This is a genomic window from Boseongicola aestuarii (genome assembly GCF_900184815.1).
Classification (GTDB): Bacteria; Pseudomonadota; Alphaproteobacteria; order Rhodobacterales; family Rhodobacteraceae; genus Boseongicola; species Boseongicola aestuarii.
Map to the genome: position 1 here is coordinate 43,855 of NZ_FXXQ01000015.1, position 17,751 is coordinate 61,605.

The 17,751-nt window shown below is 57.7% G+C and carries 13 protein-coding genes and 1 tRNA gene; 11 read left to right on the forward strand and 3 right to left on the reverse strand.

Annotated elements, in window-relative coordinates:
• Positions 1–164: 164 nt before the first annotated feature.
• On the reverse strand, positions 165–2,537 hold the full coding sequence (locus BOA8489_RS17225) for an ATP-dependent helicase (RefSeq protein WP_093975548.1): 2,373 nt from the start codon (positions 2,535–2,537) through the stop codon (positions 165–167).
• Between the two features lie 167 nt (positions 2,538–2,704).
• On the opposite strand from BOA8489_RS17225, the gene BOA8489_RS17230 reads away from it, so the two are divergent.
• The 4 genes from BOA8489_RS17230 to BOA8489_RS17245 all read left to right on the forward strand — a co-directional run bounded on the left by BOA8489_RS17230 (position 2,705) and on the right by BOA8489_RS17245 (position 9,758).
• Positions 2,705–3,853, forward strand: a complete 1,149-nt coding sequence (locus BOA8489_RS17230; protein ID WP_093975549.1) for an alpha-hydroxy acid oxidase — start codon at positions 2,705–2,707, stop codon at positions 3,851–3,853.
• A 153-nt stretch (positions 3,854–4,006) separates the two neighbouring features.
• Positions 4,007–7,450, forward strand: coding sequence for a pyruvate carboxylase (locus tag BOA8489_RS17235; RefSeq protein ID WP_093975550.1), 3,444 nt, complete (start codon positions 4,007–4,009; stop codon positions 7,448–7,450).
• Positions 7,451–7,758: 308 nt separating this feature from the next.
• The gene (locus tag BOA8489_RS17240; RefSeq protein ID WP_093975551.1) at positions 7,759–8,190 is read left to right on the forward strand and encodes a universal stress protein; all 432 of its coding nucleotides are present in this window, start codon (positions 7,759–7,761) and stop codon (positions 8,188–8,190) included.
• Positions 8,191–8,201: 11 nt separating this feature from the next.
• Entirely contained in the window at positions 8,202–9,758 is a 1,557-nt protein-coding gene (locus BOA8489_RS17245) for an alanine/glycine:cation symporter family protein (protein ID WP_093975552.1), read from the forward strand.
• 80 nt (positions 9,759–9,838) lie between these two features.
• Here the strand turns inward: BOA8489_RS17245 and BOA8489_RS20540 are convergent, their stop codons facing one another.
• On the reverse strand, positions 9,839–10,015 hold the full coding sequence (locus BOA8489_RS20540) for a hypothetical protein (protein WP_176440352.1): 177 nt from the start codon (positions 10,013–10,015) through the stop codon (positions 9,839–9,841).
• A gap of 285 nt (positions 10,016–10,300) precedes the next feature.
• Between BOA8489_RS20540 and BOA8489_RS17250 the strand changes: the two genes are divergently transcribed.
• From BOA8489_RS17250 to BOA8489_RS17270, 5 genes are all read left to right on the forward strand, one after another.
• Positions 10,301–10,840, forward strand: a complete 540-nt coding sequence (locus BOA8489_RS17250; RefSeq protein ID WP_176440353.1) for a DUF2314 domain-containing protein — start codon at positions 10,301–10,303, stop codon at positions 10,838–10,840.
• Between the two features lie 155 nt (positions 10,841–10,995).
• A tRNA-Gly gene (locus tag BOA8489_RS17255) sits at positions 10,996–11,070 on the forward strand.
• A gap of 181 nt (positions 11,071–11,251) precedes the next feature.
• Positions 11,252–12,061, forward strand: coding sequence for a phytanoyl-CoA dioxygenase family protein (locus BOA8489_RS17260; RefSeq protein WP_093975566.1), 810 nt, complete (start codon positions 11,252–11,254; stop codon positions 12,059–12,061).
• Positions 12,062–12,630: 569 nt separating this feature from the next.
• The gene (locus BOA8489_RS17265; RefSeq protein WP_093975554.1) at positions 12,631–13,479 is read left to right on the forward strand and encodes an SDR family oxidoreductase; all 849 of its coding nucleotides are present in this window, start codon (positions 12,631–12,633) and stop codon (positions 13,477–13,479) included.
• A 107-nt stretch (positions 13,480–13,586) separates the two neighbouring features.
• Positions 13,587–14,780: a polysaccharide biosynthesis protein gene (locus BOA8489_RS17270; protein ID WP_093975555.1), complete on the forward strand. Its 1,194-nt coding sequence runs from the start codon at positions 13,587–13,589 to the stop codon at positions 14,778–14,780.
• A 222-nt stretch (positions 14,781–15,002) separates the two neighbouring features.
• Here BOA8489_RS17270 and BOA8489_RS17275 read toward each other — a convergent pair whose 3' ends face one another.
• Entirely contained in the window at positions 15,003–15,929 is a 927-nt protein-coding gene (locus BOA8489_RS17275; RefSeq protein ID WP_093975556.1) for a LysR substrate-binding domain-containing protein, read from the reverse strand.
• A 112-nt stretch (positions 15,930–16,041) separates the two neighbouring features.
• Here BOA8489_RS17275 and BOA8489_RS17280 point away from each other — a divergent pair, with 112 nt between their 5' ends.
• Together BOA8489_RS17280 and BOA8489_RS17285 are read left to right on the forward strand one after the other, a co-directional pair.
• The gene (locus tag BOA8489_RS17280) at positions 16,042–16,695 is read left to right on the forward strand and encodes a glutathione S-transferase family protein (RefSeq protein ID WP_093975557.1); all 654 of its coding nucleotides are present in this window, start codon (positions 16,042–16,044) and stop codon (positions 16,693–16,695) included.
• A 254-nt stretch (positions 16,696–16,949) separates the two neighbouring features.
• On the forward strand, positions 16,950–17,399 hold the full coding sequence (locus tag BOA8489_RS17285; protein WP_141138327.1) for a putative quinol monooxygenase: 450 nt from the start codon (positions 16,950–16,952) through the stop codon (positions 17,397–17,399).
• Positions 17,400–17,751 lie beyond the last annotated feature (352 nt).

Here is a 17,751-nt window from a genome sequence, read left to right on the forward strand (position 1 = left end):
TTGCGCCGCCTTCGGCGCCGCGATGGGCGAGAGGCGCTGCCTCTCGCGCTCTCCGGGATATTTTGAACAAAAGAAGGGAAGCGGAGGCTTTGTCTGTTCTTTGGGTCCTGGAATTCTCGGGGTGAGGTTGAACGAACCGAGGGGCAGCGCCCCCTCGCAAGGAATCAAAAAGGCACGTCGTCCCCGGCGGAGGCCGCAGCGGTTATGAATTTTGCGACAACCTTTTTGTCGCCTGCCTTGTCGAACGCAATGTCGAGCTTGTCGCCTTCGATTGCCGTTACGGCTCCGTAACCGAATTTCTGGTGAAATACCCGTTCGCCCACGGTGAAGGCGGAAATCGCGCTCATGTCGATTACCATGTTGCGTGCTTCGGAGGGTTGCGACATGCCCCGTTTCTGGCTTCGGCTCTGCAGGCGCTTCCAGCCCGGTGAATTATAGCCATCGGCCTCGGCGGCCTTTTGGTGAATCGTGCTCTGGATGCCGCCGGTCATGCCGCCGGACGCCGCGCCAAACCCACCGCCGTAAAGCCCGGGCGGCGTCAGGACCTCGACATGATCTGCCGGCAATTCGTCAATGAACCGCGACGGCATCTGGCTTTGCCATTGCCCGTAGACCATGCGATTGCCGGCAAAGCTGATCGTCGCGACTTCCTCGGCCCGTGTAATCCCGACATAGGCCAGCCTGCGTTCTTCCTCGAGCCCCTTCAATCCGCTTTCGTCCATCGAGCGCTGCGACGGGAACAACCCGTCTTCCCACCCCGGCAGGAACACAACCGGGAATTCCAGACCCTTGGCCGCATGCAGCGTCATGATCGAGACCTTCTCTTCGCCCTCGTCACTTTCGTTGTCCATGATGAGAGAAACATGCTCCAGAAACCCCTGAAGATTCTCAAAGGATTCAAGGGCTTTCACCAATTCCTTCAGGTTTTCCAGCCGTCCCGGCGCCTCGGGCGTCTTGTCGTTTTGCCAGTGCTCGGTATAGCCGCTTTCATCCAGCGCCTGCTCGGCAATTTCGATGTGGCTGACCCCGGCCTGCACCAAACCGTGCCAGCGCTCGATCCCGAGTACCAGCTTGCCAAGCTCGATCGCACCCTTCCCCGTCAGCCCTTTCGTGGCCAACAGGATCTTGGCACCTTCCACCAGCGACACCCCATTCGAGCGCGCCTCCATCTGGATTTTCTGCTGCGCCTTGTCGCCCAAACCGCGTTTCGGAGTGTTCACGATCCGCTCGAACGCCAGGTCGTTTTCAGGTGACACCGCGAGCCGGAAATAGGCCATCGCATCGCGGATCTCCATGCGTTCATAAAACCGCGGTCCGCCAATCACGCGGTAGGGCAGACCGATCGTCAGAAACCGGTCCTCGAAAGCCCGCATCTGGTGCGACGCTCGCACGAGGATTGCCATGGTATCGAGACTGAACGGTTCCAGCCCCCGCGTGCCACGCTGCATGCTTTCAATCTCTTCGCCGATCCACCGCGCTTCTTCGTCGCCGTCCCAATGGCCGATTAACCTGACCTTCTCGCCCTCGTCGAGGTCGGTAAACAACGTTTTGCCAAGCCGCCCCTCATTGGCCGAAATCACACCCGACGCGGCCGCCAAGATATGCGGCGTCGAGCGATAGTTCTGCTCCAGCCGCACTACTTTCGCGCCGGGGAAATCCTTTTCGAACCGCAGAATGTTGCCCACCTCGGCGCCGCGCCAGCCATAGATCGACTGATCATCGTCACCCACGCAGCAGATATTCTTGTGACCTTGCGCCAACAGACGCAGCCACAGGTATTGTGCAACGTTCGTGTCCTGATACTCGTCGACAAGGATATATTTGAACCAACGCTGGTATTGCGCCAACACGTCCTCGTGGTTTTGAAAAATCCATACCACATGCAGCAGCAAATCACCGAAATCCACGGCATTGAGTGTCTTCAGACGCTCTTGGTATTGTTCATATATTTCAATGCCTTGGTGATTGAACGCCCCTGCCTCGCCGGCGGGCACCTTGTCGGGCGTCCAGGCCCGGTTTTTCCAGCCATCAATGACATGCGCCAACTGCCGGGCGGGCCAGCGCTTTTCGTCGATCCCGGCGGCGACAACAAGCTGCTTCAAAAGGCGGACCTGATCGTCCGTATCGAGGATTGTGAAATTCGTCTTCAGACCGACAAGTTCGGCATGGCGCCGCAATAGTTTGACGCAGATCGCGTGGAACGTCCCCAGCCAGGGCACGCCTTCAACTGCCTGCCCCAGCAGACGTCCGACGCGGTTCTTCATCTCGCGCGCGGCTTTGTTGGTGAAAGTGACGGAAAGGATTTCGTTCGGACGCGCGCGGCCTGTCGACAACAAATGTGCAATCCGCGTGGTCAAAGCCTTGGTCTTGCCGGTTCCGGCCCCCGCCAGCATCAAGACCGGCCCGTCCAGAGCCTCGACCGCTTCGCGTTGTGCCGCATTCAATTCATCGAGATACGGCGCGCCGCGCGCCGCAAGCGCCTGCTGGGACAGGGGGATGCGGTCGCGGAAATCACTGTCATTTGCAAAGTCACTCATGCGCGAAACCCTAACGAGGTTCGCAGCCGAGGGAAAGAGGGTGTTCGCGCAATGTTCTGCATCTATCGCTTTCGATTTCTCGGTGGATGCCTCCGGCGGGGATATTTTTTAACACGAGAAATCCAAGAGCCCTTTTCCTTTGGTCGCTTCAGGGGTTTAAACGGATCATGAGCTTTGATATCCGCTATCCCGCCATTTCTGACCTGCGTGCCCGCGCGCGACGCCGCGTACCGCATTTCGTGTTTGAATACCTCGACAGCGCGACGGGCGTCGAAGATCAGCACAAACGCAATATGGATGCGCTGAAATCCGTGCAGTTCATGCCGGGCATCCTCGAAGGGCCGATGACGCCGGATTTGTCCACGACTTTCTTGGGCCGCGACTATCATCTGCCCTTCGGCTGTGCGCCTGTCGGCATGTCGGGGATCATGTGGCCCCGCGCCGAGAAAATCCTCGCCGCCGCTTGTGCCAAAGCCGGCCTGCCCTACACAATGTCTACAACCGCGACCGTCGTGCCCGAAGACCTGGCACCCTATATCGGCGATCAGGGTTGGTTCCAGATGTACATGCCCTGGGACAAGACCATACGCGCCGATATGCTGGAGCGCGCCACCAAAGCGGGATTTCACACGCTTGTGTTGACGGCCGATGTGCCGGTCGACAGCCGCCGCGAGCGGCAGAGGCGCGCCAATCTGCAAATTCCGCCCCGGCTGAATGCACAGATGATCTGGTCGATGATGACCCACCCCGCATGGACCCTCGGCACGGTTAGGGAAGGCATCCCAAGTCTCAAGTTCGGGGAAAGCTACGTCGACAGTTCCAACAAGTTCGACAGCATGGCCCACGCCGGTCACATCATCCGCGGCCAGCCCGGCTGGTCGGATATCGACGAATTGCGCGCGCTGTGGAAAGGCCCGATGATCGTCAAGGGCGTGTTGAAACCCGACGACGCAAAGCGCCTGGTCGACAAGGGCGCGGACGCGATCTGGGTGTCAAACCACACCGGTCGCCAGTTCGATGGCGGTCCGGCCTCGATCCACCAACTGCCCAAGGTGCGCGCCGCCATCCCCGAAACCCCGATCATCTTCGACAGTGGAGTCACCAACGGCACCGATATCCTTCGCGCCCTCGCCCTTGGGGCGGACTTCGTAATGATGGGCCGCGCGTGGCACTACGCCGTCGGCGCACTCGGCGAGGCAGGGCCGCCTCACCTCATGCACATCCTCAAAGACGACATCGAGCTCGTCATGGGCAACCTTGGCACTCGCACACTCGGCGATCTCAAAAACGCTCTGATCCGCCCCGACTGGGCCTGAACTGCTTCATCCTTTCAAAAATATCACAGGGGTGTGGGGACAGCGTCCCCACCCTCGCGACGCGCGCCAGCGCGGCGCAACTCAAAACAACCTCCTTGCCCAACGCCCCGCCGGGCGATAACAAAATGCTGCGCATGCAAAAGGACGACCACAATGGCTGACTTCAAGAAAATCCTCATCGCCAACCGGGGGGAAATCGCCATCCGCGTCATGCGCGCCGCCAACGAATTGGGAAAACGCACCGTCGCCGTCTACGCCGAAGAAGACAAACTCAGCCTCCATCGTTTCAAGGCAGACGAAGCCTATCAGATCGGCAAGGGCCTCGGCCCGGTCGCAGCCTATCTCTCCATCGACGAGATCATCCGCGTCGCCCGTGCCTGTGGTGCCGACGCCATTCACCCCGGCTACGGCTTGCTCTCTGAAAACCCAGACTTCGTCGACGCCTGCACCCGGAACGGCATCACCTTCATCGGCCCGAAAGCCGACACCATGCGCGCCCTTGGCGACAAGGCCTCCGCCCGCCAGGTCGCGATCGAGGCCGACGTGCCGGTCATTCCGGCCACGGACGTCCTCGGCGACGACATGAAGAAAATCAAGAAACAGGCGGCCGAGGTCGGCTACCCTCTGATGCTCAAGGCCTCATGGGGCGGCGGTGGCCGCGGAATGCGCCCGATCTACAGCGAAGACGAACTGGAAGAAAAGGTCCTTGAAGGCCGCCGCGAAGCCGAAGCCGCCTTCGGGAACGGCGAAGGATACCTCGAAAAGATGATCCTCAAGGCCCGCCACGTCGAAGTACAAATCCTCGGCGACAACCAAGGCAATATCTACCACCTCTGGGAGCGCGACTGCTCGGTCCAGCGCCGCAACCAGAAGGTCGTCGAACGCGCGCCCGCGCCATACCTCTCAGGCGCACAGCGCGAACGCATCTGCAACCTGGGCAAGAAAATCGCCGAATCCGTCAACTACGAATGCGCCGGCACCATCGAATTCCTCATGGATATGGAAACCGGCGAGTTCTACTTCATCGAAGTGAACCCCCGCGTGCAGGTCGAACATACCGTGACCGAGGAAGTCACCGGCATAGATATCGTGCAGGCCCAGATCAAGATCGCCGAGGGCAAATCCCTGATGGAGGCCACCGGCACCGCCTCGCAATATGACGTCATGCTGAACGGCCACGCCATCCAGTGCCGCGTGACGACCGAGGACCCGACCAACAACTTCATCCCCGACTATGGCCGCATAACCGCCTATCGGGGCGCCACGGGCATGGGCATCCGCCTTGACGGCGGAACGGCTTATTCCGGCGCGGTCATCACGCGCTACTACGACAGCCTGCTGGAAAAAGTCACCGCATGGGCGCCGACACCTGAAGCCGCCATTGCCCGCATGGACCGGGCACTGCGCGAATTCCGCATCCGCGGCGTGTCGACCAATATCGCTTTCGTCGAGAACCTCCTCAAGCACCCGACATTCCTCAATAACGAATATCACACCAAATTCATCGACGAGACGCCCGAGCTCTTCGACTTCAAGAAACGCCGCGACCGCGCGACGAAAATCCTGACCTATATCTCCGACATCACGGTCAACGGTCACCCCGAAACCGCTGGCCGTCCGAAACCCCACGCCGACGCCCGCGAGCCCGTAGCACCCAAACTTAAAACCGATGCGCCGCAACCCGGCACCCGAAACATCCTCGAGGAATTCGGCCCCGAAGCCCTTGCCGACTGGATGCTCGAGCAGAAACAACTTCTGATCACCGACACCACGATGCGTGACGGCCACCAGTCACTTCTGGCCACGCGGATGCGCTCGATCGATATGATTAACGCTGCTCCGGCCTACGCGGCCAACCTGCCCGAACTGTTTTCGATGGAATGCTGGGGGGGTGCCACCTTCGACGTCTCCTACCGCTTCCTTCAGGAATGCCCGTGGCAACGCCTGCGCGATCTGCGCCAGCGCATGCCGAACCTGATGACCCAGATGCTTCTGCGCGGCGCAAACGGTGTCGGCTACACCAACTACCCCGACAACGTCGTGCAATTCTTCGTGAAACAGGCGGCCGAAACCGGCATCGACGTCTTCCGCGTTTTCGACAGCCTGAACTGGGTCGATAACATGCGCGTCGCGATGGACGCGGTCGTGGCCAACAACAAGGTCTGCGAAGGCACGATCTGCTACACTGGCGATATCCAGAACCCCGAGCGCGCCAAGTACGACCTGAAATACTACGTCGACATGGGCAAGGACTTGAAAGCCGCAGGCGCACACGTTCTGGGCCTGAAAGACATGGCCGGCCTCCTGAAACCCGCCGCAGCGCGCATCCTTATCAAAGCCCTGAAGGAAGAAGTCGGCCTGCCGATTCACTTCCACACGCATGACACGGCAGGCATCGCCTGCGCGACCATCCTTGCCGCCTCCGAGGCGGGCGTCGATGCGGTCGATTGCGCCATGGATGCGCTTTCGGGCAACACCAGTCAGGCCACGCTCGGTACCATCGTGGAAGCCCTTGCACGATCAGACCGCGACACCGGCCTCGACATCGGCGCGGTGCGCGAAATGTCGAACTACTGGGAAGCGGTGCGCGGCCATTATGCGGCGTTTGAGTCCGGCCTTCAGGCCCCCGCCTCCGAGGTCTACCTGCACGAAATGCCGGGTGGCCAGTTCACCAACCTCAAGGCCCAGGCCCGCAGCCTCGGCCTTGAAGAACGCTGGCACGAAGTGGCCGAAATGTATTCGGAAGTGAACAAGATGTTCGGCGATATCGTCAAGGTCACGCCATCGTCCAAGGTCGTCGGCGACATGGCCCTGATGATGGTCAGCCAGAACCTCACCCGCGCCGATGTCGAAAACCCTGACAAGGACGTAGCCTTCCCCGACAGCGTCATCGACATGATGAAAGGCAACCTCGGCCAACCCCCCGGAGGCTGGCCGAAGAAAATCCAGAAGAAGATCCTCAAAGGCGAAAAAGCCACCATCGACCGCCCCGGCCTTCACGCCAAGAGCGTCGATATCGAGAAAACCCGCAAGGATTTGCAAGCCCAGCTCGACGGCAAGGAGATCGATGACGAAGACCTGAACGGCTACCTCATGTATCCCAAGGTGTTCCTCGACTACATCGCGCGCAATCAGACCTACGGCCCAGTGCGCACCCTGCCGACCATGAATTTCTTCTATGGCATGAAACCCGGCGAGGAAATCTCGGTCGAAATCGATCCCGGTGTAACCCTCGAAATTCGCTGCCAGGCCATCGCCGAGACCAATGCCGAAGGCGAAGCGAAAGTCTTCTTCGAGTTGAACGGCCAGCCCCGGATCGTGCGCGTGCAGGACCGCTCGTCCAAGGGTGCGCAAGCTGCCCGGCCAAAAGCCGAGCTTGGCAACGAAAACCACGTCGGCGCCCCCATGCCTGGGGTCGTCGCCTCCGTCGCCGTGCAATCCGGCGGCAAGGTGAAAGAGGGCGACCTCATGCTGACCATCGAAGCGATGAAGATGGAAACCGGCATCCACGCCGAGCGCGACGCCACGATCAAGGCCGTGAATGTCACTCCGGGCGCCCAGATAGACGCCAAAGACCTACTGATCGAATTCGAATAACCCCGGCTGCACCGCGTGAAAACGCGGTGCATACGTCTCAATCGATCAAGAAAATGGTTGAAGAACAAGCCGTAGTTGCCTGAAATACAATCTTATTTCTCGAGCAAAAGTCGTGAAGGCATGCTCGAGACGGCGCGCGGCCCTGCGCTGTCCTGTATCGTTCAACCCGGCATGAACTCAAGAATATAGACCGAACACAATTCTTGTCCTAGCATGGATGTGAGCCTTCAGGGACGCCGATTTTTGCACATATTCCAAACGACTACCCTGCCCGGCTCGAAAAAAAGAAAAATCCAAGGGACAGTTAAATGAAACTTCTAATAGGACTCGATGGTCATAGTTCGGGGAAAAAAGCCCTCGAATTTGCCAAAGGCATTGCGAAGCGGGTCGACGATTGCGAGTTGATCGTCGCCTACGTGATCGAATGGTCGCCGTTTACATTCCAGACGCCAGAAGAAAACGAACAACGCCACAAGCGTCGCGAAGAAGAAATCTCAACGGCACTCGAAAGGGTCGTCAATCCAGCCGTCGCAGCGCTTTCCGAAGCCGGCTTCAACGCCCGCGGACGGGTGCGCCACGGCAATGTCGCCGATACGCTCGACGCCATTGCCCATGATGAAGGCGCAAGCCAGATCATCATCGCGCGCTCAAGCGAAGGGGGCATCACCTCCCGCATCTTCGGCAGCTCAACCGCAAACCTTGTGATGAACGCGCGCGTTCCCGTCACGGTCGTGGCTTAAGGATTAGACCCATGAACAAGCTAATGAACCTGCTCTTTGCAGTGGCGGCGCTCTTTGCGGTCGCCCTACCGGCGTCGGCCCAGGAAGCCGCCGCAACCCTCGACGAACGCGTCAACACCGCGTTTGCCAACTTCACCGGCCCCTTCGTCAACTTCATCTTTGCACCGATCCCCGGTACGTCCTTCCCGTGGATCGTGATGTGGCTCGTGATCGGCGCATCGGTCTTCACGATCTACTTCGCCTTCGTGCAATTCCGCTTCTTCGGCCACGCGATCTCGCTGGTCAAGGGCGACTACTCCGACCCCAATGACGCGGGCGAAGTCAGCCACTTTCAGGCCCTCGCCACCGCCCTTTCGGGCACCGTCGGCCTTGGAAACATCGCAGGCGTCGCAGTAGCCGTGGGCATCGGCGGCCCCGGAGCCACCTTCTGGATGATTCTCGCAGGCCTCCTCGGCATGGCCTCGAAGTTCACCGAATGTACGCTCGGCGTGAAATACCGCAACGAATACCCCGACGGCACCGTCTCAGGCGGCCCGATGTACTACATCTCGAAAGGCTTCAACGAATTGGGCCTGCCGGGCGGTAAGATCCTCGCGGTCCTGTTCTCGGTCTTCTGTATCCTCGGCGCCCTCGGCGGCGGCAACATGTTCCAGGCCAACCAGGCGCATGTGCAGATCACCCAGATCACCGGAGACTACCCCGGCTGGATCACTGGCCTTGTCTTCGCGGGCGTCGTCTTCGCCGTCATCGTGGGCGGCATCAAGTCGATCGCGCGCGTGACCGAAAAAGTCGTGCCGTTCATGGGCATCCTCTACGTCGGTGCCTCGCTGATCGTTCTGATCGTCAACGCCGACCTGATCGGCTGGGCGTTCGGCCAAATCTTCGCAGGTGCCTTCACCGGCCTCGGCGTTGCAGGCGGCTTCGTCGGCGCTCTGATCCAAGGCTTCAAGCGGGCCGCGTTCTCGAACGAAGCCGGCGTCGGCTCGGCGGCGATCGCACACTCCGCGGTGAAAACCAAAGAGCCGATCACCGAGGGCTTTGTGTCGCTGCTCGAACCGCTGATCGACACTGTCATCATTTGCACGATGACGGCGCTTGTAATCACCATTTCAGGTCAGCTTCTCATCGACCAGACAACCGGCCTCTACATGCTGAACGAAGGCGGATCCGCCATTGCAACCGTCGGTGACAACTCCGGCGTCGCTCTGACATCCGCAGCCTTCGGCTCGGCTATCAGCTGGTTCCCGTTCGTTCTAGCGATTGCGGTGATCCTGTTCGCCTTCTCGACGATGATCTCGTGGTCCTACTACGGCCTGAAGGCATGGACCTACCTCTTTGGCGAAGGCAAGACCACCGAGCTTATCTTCAAGCTCATCTTCTGCGTCTTCATCGTCATTGGCGCCGCCGCCAACCTCGGTCCGGTCATCGACTTCTCCGATGCCGCGATCTTTGCAATGGCCGTGGTGAACATCTTCTGCCTCTACTTCCTGATGAAGGTCGTCCGCACCGAGCTGCAGTCCTACGGCAGCCGCCTGAAGTCGGGCGAAATCAAGAAGTTCTCTCACTGATCCGAGAGAGTAAACCAACGAAAAGGCCGCCCTGAACGGGCGGCCTTTTTCATTTCAAGCCGCTGAAACCCGGCCCCCCCTCACGTCTTGTCGCGCGCCGCCTTCTCGTCCTTGGTCAGTTTGTTGTTCCAGACATTGTTGCTCAAGCCCAGCTCAGCCGCCAACGGCTTTGTCTTGCCCTTGCTCACTTTACCGCCCTTGTTCAGAAATTCCTGAATAAGAGCCTCATCGGTCGTCGGTTTTGGAACTTGTTTCATGAACTGAACCCTATTGCCCGCGCCGGCACAACACAACACACCAAGGTCTTTGGGTCCAAAAAATCCGGGGGAGGCCGCAGGCCGGGGCTGAGCCCCCTGCACCGGCGGGACCCGAGCAAAATAGCCATTAACCATATCGCAACGCGCCACCTTTAGACCGGTCCTAAGCGATCGTATCGGCGTTTCGCGAATGGCCCCAATTATCCAGTTTTTGCCCCATTGTTGTAGTCAATCCGCCTCATTCGCAGCCGAGTTTCGACCAAACGGCAGCGTAGGAGCGCTATGATGAACTGGAAAATGCGCGGACGCGTCTTCGGCCTCGTCCTCCTCAGCGTGAACTTCGTCGCGGCAAACGCGGGCTACAGCGTCGGCCCGGCACAGGCCAGCCCGCCCAAAGCCCACAAGGCATCGCAAGTCCGCCTCGCCGCCATTGCCTTGGCCGAAGAAAAGGCTCGTGTGCATCTGTCGACCTTCCTCGACTTCGCCCTCGACGACAAAGGCCGTGCCCGCCAGAACGCGGCCCTGAAGATCGTTCTTACCGGCTATGGCGGCGACCCGGAAACCATCTGGGTGACCCCTTTCGCAAAGCGCGATGGCCGCTACGTGGGCCTTCTGGCAAACGAACCGAAATCCAACAACGCAAAACGCGCCGGAGACGCCATCGCCTTCGAGACCGATCAGGTGCGCGACTGGTACTTCTTCGGTGACGACGGCAAGATGTATGGCAGCTACACCACCCGCGCCCTGCTTCCCGAGATGGCGCCGAAAACCGCACGCCAGATCTCGCAAATCCTGTCTGCAACCCCCGCACCTGTGGACTGGTAAGCCCGCAGACCACCGCCAAAGCCCCACGCTCGCGCGAATTTCGACAGGCCGACGCCCAGCGCCACCGCCAAACCCCACGCGAAAAACCGCAAAGCGCGCGAATTTTTCCCTTGCCAGTCCCGCGCGGAGTTTATATCTCCGCCTCACCCAAGGATGCGGGCGTAGCTCAGGGGTAGAGCATAACCTTGCCAAGGTTAGGGTCGTGAGTTCGAATCTCATCGCCCGCTCCAAAAAACAGCCAACAGGTTGTCGGGTACTTCAAACAAAGATCATCGACCTCGCGGGCCAATCGGCTCGCGCGATCTTTGTGCGGCGCGATCCCGGCCAGGCGCGACGGAGATCATCTCGTTCCGTCATGGCGCCGCCAAAACACTTGCCCTAGGATACCTGCAGAATTCGAAAGGCGCGCGCGTGACACATTCCATCACTCAAAGCGATATCGACGACTACCAGCGCGATGGCGTCGTCCTGATCAAGGGCCTCTTTGCAGACCACGTCGACACCCTGCGCGCCGGAATAGACCGCAACATGGCCGACCCCGGCCCATATGGTGCTGAAAATACCAAAGCGGGCGAAAGCGGCCGCTTCTTCGACGACTATTGCAACTGGACCCGCATCCCCGAATTCGAAGACACGATCCGCACCTCCGCCGCCGCCCGGATCGCCGCCGATCTCATGGGCTCAAGCCGCGTGCAGATGTTCCATGAACACATCCTCGTCAAGGAACCCGGCACCACCAAAGCCACGCCCTGGCATCAGGATGCGCCCTATTACTTTGTCGACGGCACACAGAACATCAGCTTCTGGTCGCCGCTTGATCCGGTCCGGGACAACAGCCTGCGCTGCGTCGCCGGCAGCCACCTCTGGGACAAGCCCGTCCTGCCGACGCGCTGGCTGGCCGAAACGAATTTCTACCCCGACAGCGACGCCTACATGCCCGTTCCCGATCCCGACGCCGAAGGTATGGACATCCGCGAATGGGAAATGGAGCCCGGCGACGCGGTCGCCTTTAATTTCGCCACCCTCCACGGAGCCCGCGGCAACACCACCAGCACCCGTCGCCGCGCATTTTCCCTACGCCTCGTCGGCGACGATGCCCGCTACACCCAGCGCCCCGGCCCCACCTCGCCACCCTTTCCCGGTCACAACATGCACCCCGGCGAACCCTTGCGCGAAGACTGGTTCCCAATCCTTTTCCAGACGGACCAGACCAGCCCCTGACACTTCGACTTATCGCTAGATGACGACCCAGAGGCTTGGGGTAAACTCTCCACGGTTCGGCGCCTCCGTCTCTCCGGCTACGCACGTTCCTGCGTTTTGATGGCGGTTGTCGCTTCGATGCACGTCAAGGATGTGCAGTATGTCTTGGCGGAGGTTCACAAACGCCAAGGGACCGGCGTGACCTTGGACGCACCTCTGATGTCTCTGGCAGCGAAACCTGCAAAGCGATCCGCATAGCTCGCAAGGCAGGGAAGCAGACGCCGACCGAGATCGCGGGACACCAACAACTCGACTACGAGCCTTGCGTCAAGACTCTTCAGCGCATGGCAGATGACGGTCAGAACGAGACAGAGGGAACCAATAGCGTGGCTGGCTACCGTCAATAACGGTCATTCGAAAGCAGCACAGCGACTGTTTGATTTAAGCCCAAATAGGACCACAGTCTTTTTCGTTTTAGGTGGGTCTGACTCTAACTGACAAGTCAATCCACCAAGCCATGCAGACCACTGTTCCCGGGTCATTTACTTACACCGGTATCCACACTACTTTCCATAGCTTGAATTGCCAAAATGACGGCCAAGGCTCGCTTGGCAAGAGCAAGCCAAAACAATGTGTGGTCTGCAAGAATGACATCCAGATTATTGATGAGCGGCGCTTCTGGCTATGTTGGACGGTATCTTTCGTCGAGATTGTCTTCCCAAGGATTCCCTGTCGAGCCGATGCATCTGTTTGTCGATGGAGAGTTGTGTCGATTGCCGAACCAGCCAACCATCGACCGCAGCTCGATCGTGATTCATTTGTCTGAAGATGCAAACGCAGGACAGCACGCTTCTGATCAGAAGTTGGTCGAGACCGCTGAACATAACGTCCGAGTACTCTCAAAGGTGGCGTCAAAGGTCATCTATTTTTCATCGGTCGCTGTGTACGACACCTCAGCCCCGGAACGACACAGTGAGAGTTCGCAACGGTTTGCCGATACCCCATACGCGCGCTTCAAACGCAATATTGAGAGTCATCTGAACACTGAAAAAGACCTGATTGTACGTGCTTCAAATTTGTACGGCGACGTGGCCAAACCGGGCACCATCCTCGGTGATTTGATGTCGAGCGCACAACTTACGGGGAAACCGACACTACGCCAACCAAACGCAGAAAAGGACTTCATTCACCTGAGGTATGTATCCAAGTTCATTGTTCGAGCCCTCCAATTAGATCTCAGCGGCATATTCAATGTTGCCTCCGGACTTCACACATCTGGGACGGCCTTGATTGACGCGGCGCGAGGCGTCAGCCCTATGCAATTGACGCACCTCCCTTCTCCGTTTGACAACCGAAAATTTGTCGAAGTACTGGGTGAATCTCGTTTGAGGACCGTTATCGACGATCTGCTTGACGGCGACATATCACACTCCGAATAAGCCCCGACTGTTCACGTGCAGCGATAGAGCCCATTGCGTTTTCTTTTGCGTCCCAGTCGAGTATTAACGTTTGAAGGATCTCATCTTCATTAACGAGAGGACAGGCGATGCTTACTGACGAACAGGTCCTACGGGTCATTGGCCGCGATAATCCGCTTTTTTTGTCTGATCTGGAGGCGCATCGCAAACAGATCGAGGCCGCCCTAAAAGGCGCGCGGGTTCTCGTAATAGGCGCGGCTGGTTCGATTGGAAATGCTACTACCAAAATCCTGGCAAGCTTCGAACCGGCAGTCTTGCATCTACTGGACATCAACGAGAATGAACTGGCTGACCTAGTGCGCCAGTTGAGAGTTTCGCGAACATTGGCGGCCCAGACAGATCTGCGTACATACGTCCTAGACGTCAATTCGCCCGGTTTTAATTTGTTTTGCCGGGACGGTCGCAGCTATGACTATGTATTCAATCTCTCTGCCATGAAGCACGTTCGCAGCGAGAGCAATGTCTATTCATTGGCACGAATGATTGAAACAAATGTGCTGTCCACTAACCGAGTTATTTCAGAGCTTTCCCAAAATTCCGAATTCAAATACTTCTGCGTTTCAACCGACAAAGCTGCTAACCCTGTCAATCTGATGGGTGTTTCCAAGCTTGTTATGGAAAACTACGCTTTTTCGAACGAGTTCAATGTGCCGGTGAGTTCAGCTCGGTTCGCAAATGTGGCGTTTTCAAATGGCTCATTGCTTCAAAGCTTTGATCGGCGAATTGAAGAAGACCAACCGCTAGTTATTCCGCAAAGCATCAAGCGATTTTTTATTTCCGAGGCTGAAGCCGGCGTCATCTGTGTTCTTAGCGGAGTTATGGCGCCTCATAGAAGCATATTGGTGCCCTCAGAAACTGCCGGCCTGAAGCTGATTCCATTTGAAGACATCGTGGACAGGTACCTGGCTGAAAAGGGATTTCTGCCGGAGTTCGTCGACGAGAAATCCGTTCCAGTTCGACAAGAACTTGACGACAAGAAATGGCCGGTAATCGTTAGCCCCGTCGATACCACTGGAGAGAAACCCTTTGAAGAGTTCGTGTCCGGCAATGATTCATTGGGTGAGAGCCCGTTCCGCGATCTTTCGGTAGTTTTAAAAAAACGTGTCATGCCAGAATTGTCTCTTCTTGAATTCGAGACGCGATTCAATGCTCTCGTTCATTCACAAGACTCGAGTAAGGAGAGTTATGTCAGTCTTTTAAAAGATACTGGTGTGGATATGAGTTATTCGGATTTGGGGAAATACCTAGACGACAAGCTGTAAATGATGTCCGGCGCGTTTTGATCGGGTCAACGAGAGTCGACAAAATCATTCCTTGGATGGCACTATTGATCCGTACTTATTACAGGCGGCTTTCCTGAATGTGCGGCTGGTCAAGCAATGTCCGCCTCGTCCGCATAGCAGTCGTTTGCGAAAAGCGCAGCGAATAACCGCTTCGAGCCCAAAGCGGACCTTGATAAATTGTGCGGTCTGAAATCATGGAAGTTACATACGTGATAGTGCGTCACGAAATTCCGCTGCCCGTGCCTCCATCCACCTGACGAATTTATTCGCCGGTGCGGAGCTTGCGCGAGACTGAAGCCAAACGAGTCGGTACTGGTAGCGGGTCTCGGACTTCAACCGGGTTCCGAAGGGCAGGATAAGCGATCCGGAACAAAGTGCGTGGAAGGCTTCGACAACTCCACAGAGAACCAATCCCTGACCAGCGATTGCAGCCTGAAGTCCGGAACCGGTTTTCGAAAAACGAACGCCGTGACTTAGGTGCGCAAGGTCAAAATTGAACTTCTCGCCCCATTTTTCGAACCCGACCCAGCCAGGGTCCCCTGTGCGGTTCGTAACGTGGACCAAGGGAACGCCTTCCAATGAGCGGAGCCCGGCGTTCAACGCATATTGTTTGGCGAATTCCGGGGAGCAAACCGGTACAACGAAGTCGCCGAACAGCACACGCTCTTCAAAGTGGTGTCCACTGGTTGCGCCGTATCTGATTGCCAAATCAAACTCCTCGACCATCAGATCCACATCACGATTGGACGCATCAAGGTGCAAATCCACCTCTGGGTTTTGGTGATTGAAGCCGGAGAGCGAGGGCGCCAGCCAATTCTCTGCGAAGGATTCTGGCAGGGTGACCCGCAGTGCGTACTCCGACTTAGTCTGTGCCAGAGCATCCAGAGCAACAGCAACCTTTGCAAATCCTTCAGTGAGATGACTAGCCACGTTTCGAGCGTCCGCAGTCGGCTCGATCCCGGTGCTTGATCGGATGAACACATCCTTCCCGAGGTACAGCTCCAGCGACCTGACGCGTTGTCCAACCGCAGCCGGGGTAATGCCCAGCTCAAGGGCCGCTTCCGTGAAACTTCCGTGACGCAACGTTGCGTCCAGGGCGCGCAGCGCATTCAGGTGGGTCAGTCGCATGTGGTGACGCTAAAGATTTTCTTTAAAGCCATCAAATAAAAAGACGCGTGCAAAAAAAGACAAGCCACGACAATGAAGGGTGAGGAGCGAACGACGCGCGAGCGGAACTGAAATGCCGAATACGACAGAACCGATTTTCACGCTTTTCTGGGAGTACCTGGCCGGCTCGATTGTGGTGCAAGCCACGCTGGAGGAGATCGGCGTCAGATATCAGCTTAAATATGTGGATATGGGTGCCGGTGAACACCTTTCAGAGGCATACAGGCGCCGCAATCCAGCCGGACGCGTCCCCGCCCTCCAAGGTCCGGATGGCGAAACCATAGGCGAAACAGGCGCAATCATCACGCTTCTGAGCGAACTTTATTCCGAAGCCGGGTTCGCCCCCGCGCCAGGCGACAAGGACCGGGCCGCTTTTCTCTTCTGGTTAAATGTTCTGACCACCTCGGGATACATGACCGCGGGCCGCGTCGGACACCCGGAACGCTACGCACAGGACGAAAGTGCTGTTGCTCAGGTCGCGGAAAAGGCGCTTGCAGATTATGATGCGGTCTTTGACGTCATCGAGACCGCTATTTCGGGTGATCCCTTTTTCATGGAGCGTGGGCTAACGCCGCTCGACTATTACATAACCATGTTGAGCGAATGGCACCTGGATAAAACCGCATTGTTTTCAGCGCGCACTAAGTTGGCCAGGCTTTGTCAGGCGGTAAATCAAAATCGTTCCTACAGAGTGACGATGGATATCCACGCTTTGCAGGCCGAGTAGGAACTTCGTCAGACCAACGATCAATTTCTGCTTCGTCCGCAAAGCAGTCGTTGGCGCCTCCTGCAGCGAACGGCTGCTCTGAGCCCATGGCAGCCGCTTGTCTTGATTGTCCCTGGCACGAAATAAATTCTGCAGCGAAGTAACCGCACCTTTGAGCATACACATATGCAGATTTCGGTTAGGGTACCCGATACGTGAGCCATGGAGGCGGTAGCTCGTCCCATTTTGCGAACGTTTAACAGGGGGACACAACGATGAAATTTTTGAAACCACTTCTTTGCAGCTCAGCGATGGCAATTGGATTGCTGACCTTTCCATTGAACGTGCCGGCGATTGCAGGCGCTCATCTAGACGCCACCGATGACATCTATTGGGTGTTGACCCTTGATCTCGCCGAAGGACAGGACTCAGCTTTCGATGCTCTAATGGCGGAGATGGTTGTCGCAACCAAGGCCGAGGATGGAGCTAAGAGCTACGAATGGCACCGTAGTGGCAACACCGTGCACATCTATGAGCGGTACGAGACCAACAGTGATGCGGGAATTCATCTGGGCAATTTTGGAGAAAACTTCGCGGAGCGTTTCCTTGCAATTCTAGCCCCAACGGGGCTTGCGGTTTATGGACCCGCTGAGGGTGGCGTTCGCGAAGGGTTGGCCGGCTTCGGTGCCGTCTTTTACGACCAGGTTGGTGGTTTCGCCCGCTAATCAACAAAACTCGCTGACCGATTACGGCAAGCGCGGCAACCGTACGCGCTTGCTAAACACTCTTTTGCGGCCAAGTGGGTTCGAGCGACGCGCCTGCCGGTAGCAATGTCATCGGGCTTCTTTTCGTGTGATTTTCTACGCGACGAATGCTTCTGCTTGGAGCAGTGCGGCCTGAGACCGCATTGTGGTCATCGGTGCACGGCGCAGCGAATGGCGGGTTCGAGTCCAGAATAAACGTATCTCAGGCGGACCGCCTAAGTTTTCTCAAGGACGAAAATTTTGGCGCCAAGTTTCGGTTCTGCTAGAAGGAATGGCCTGAAGTCCGATGAGCGCTCAACTTGGCGAACAGTTG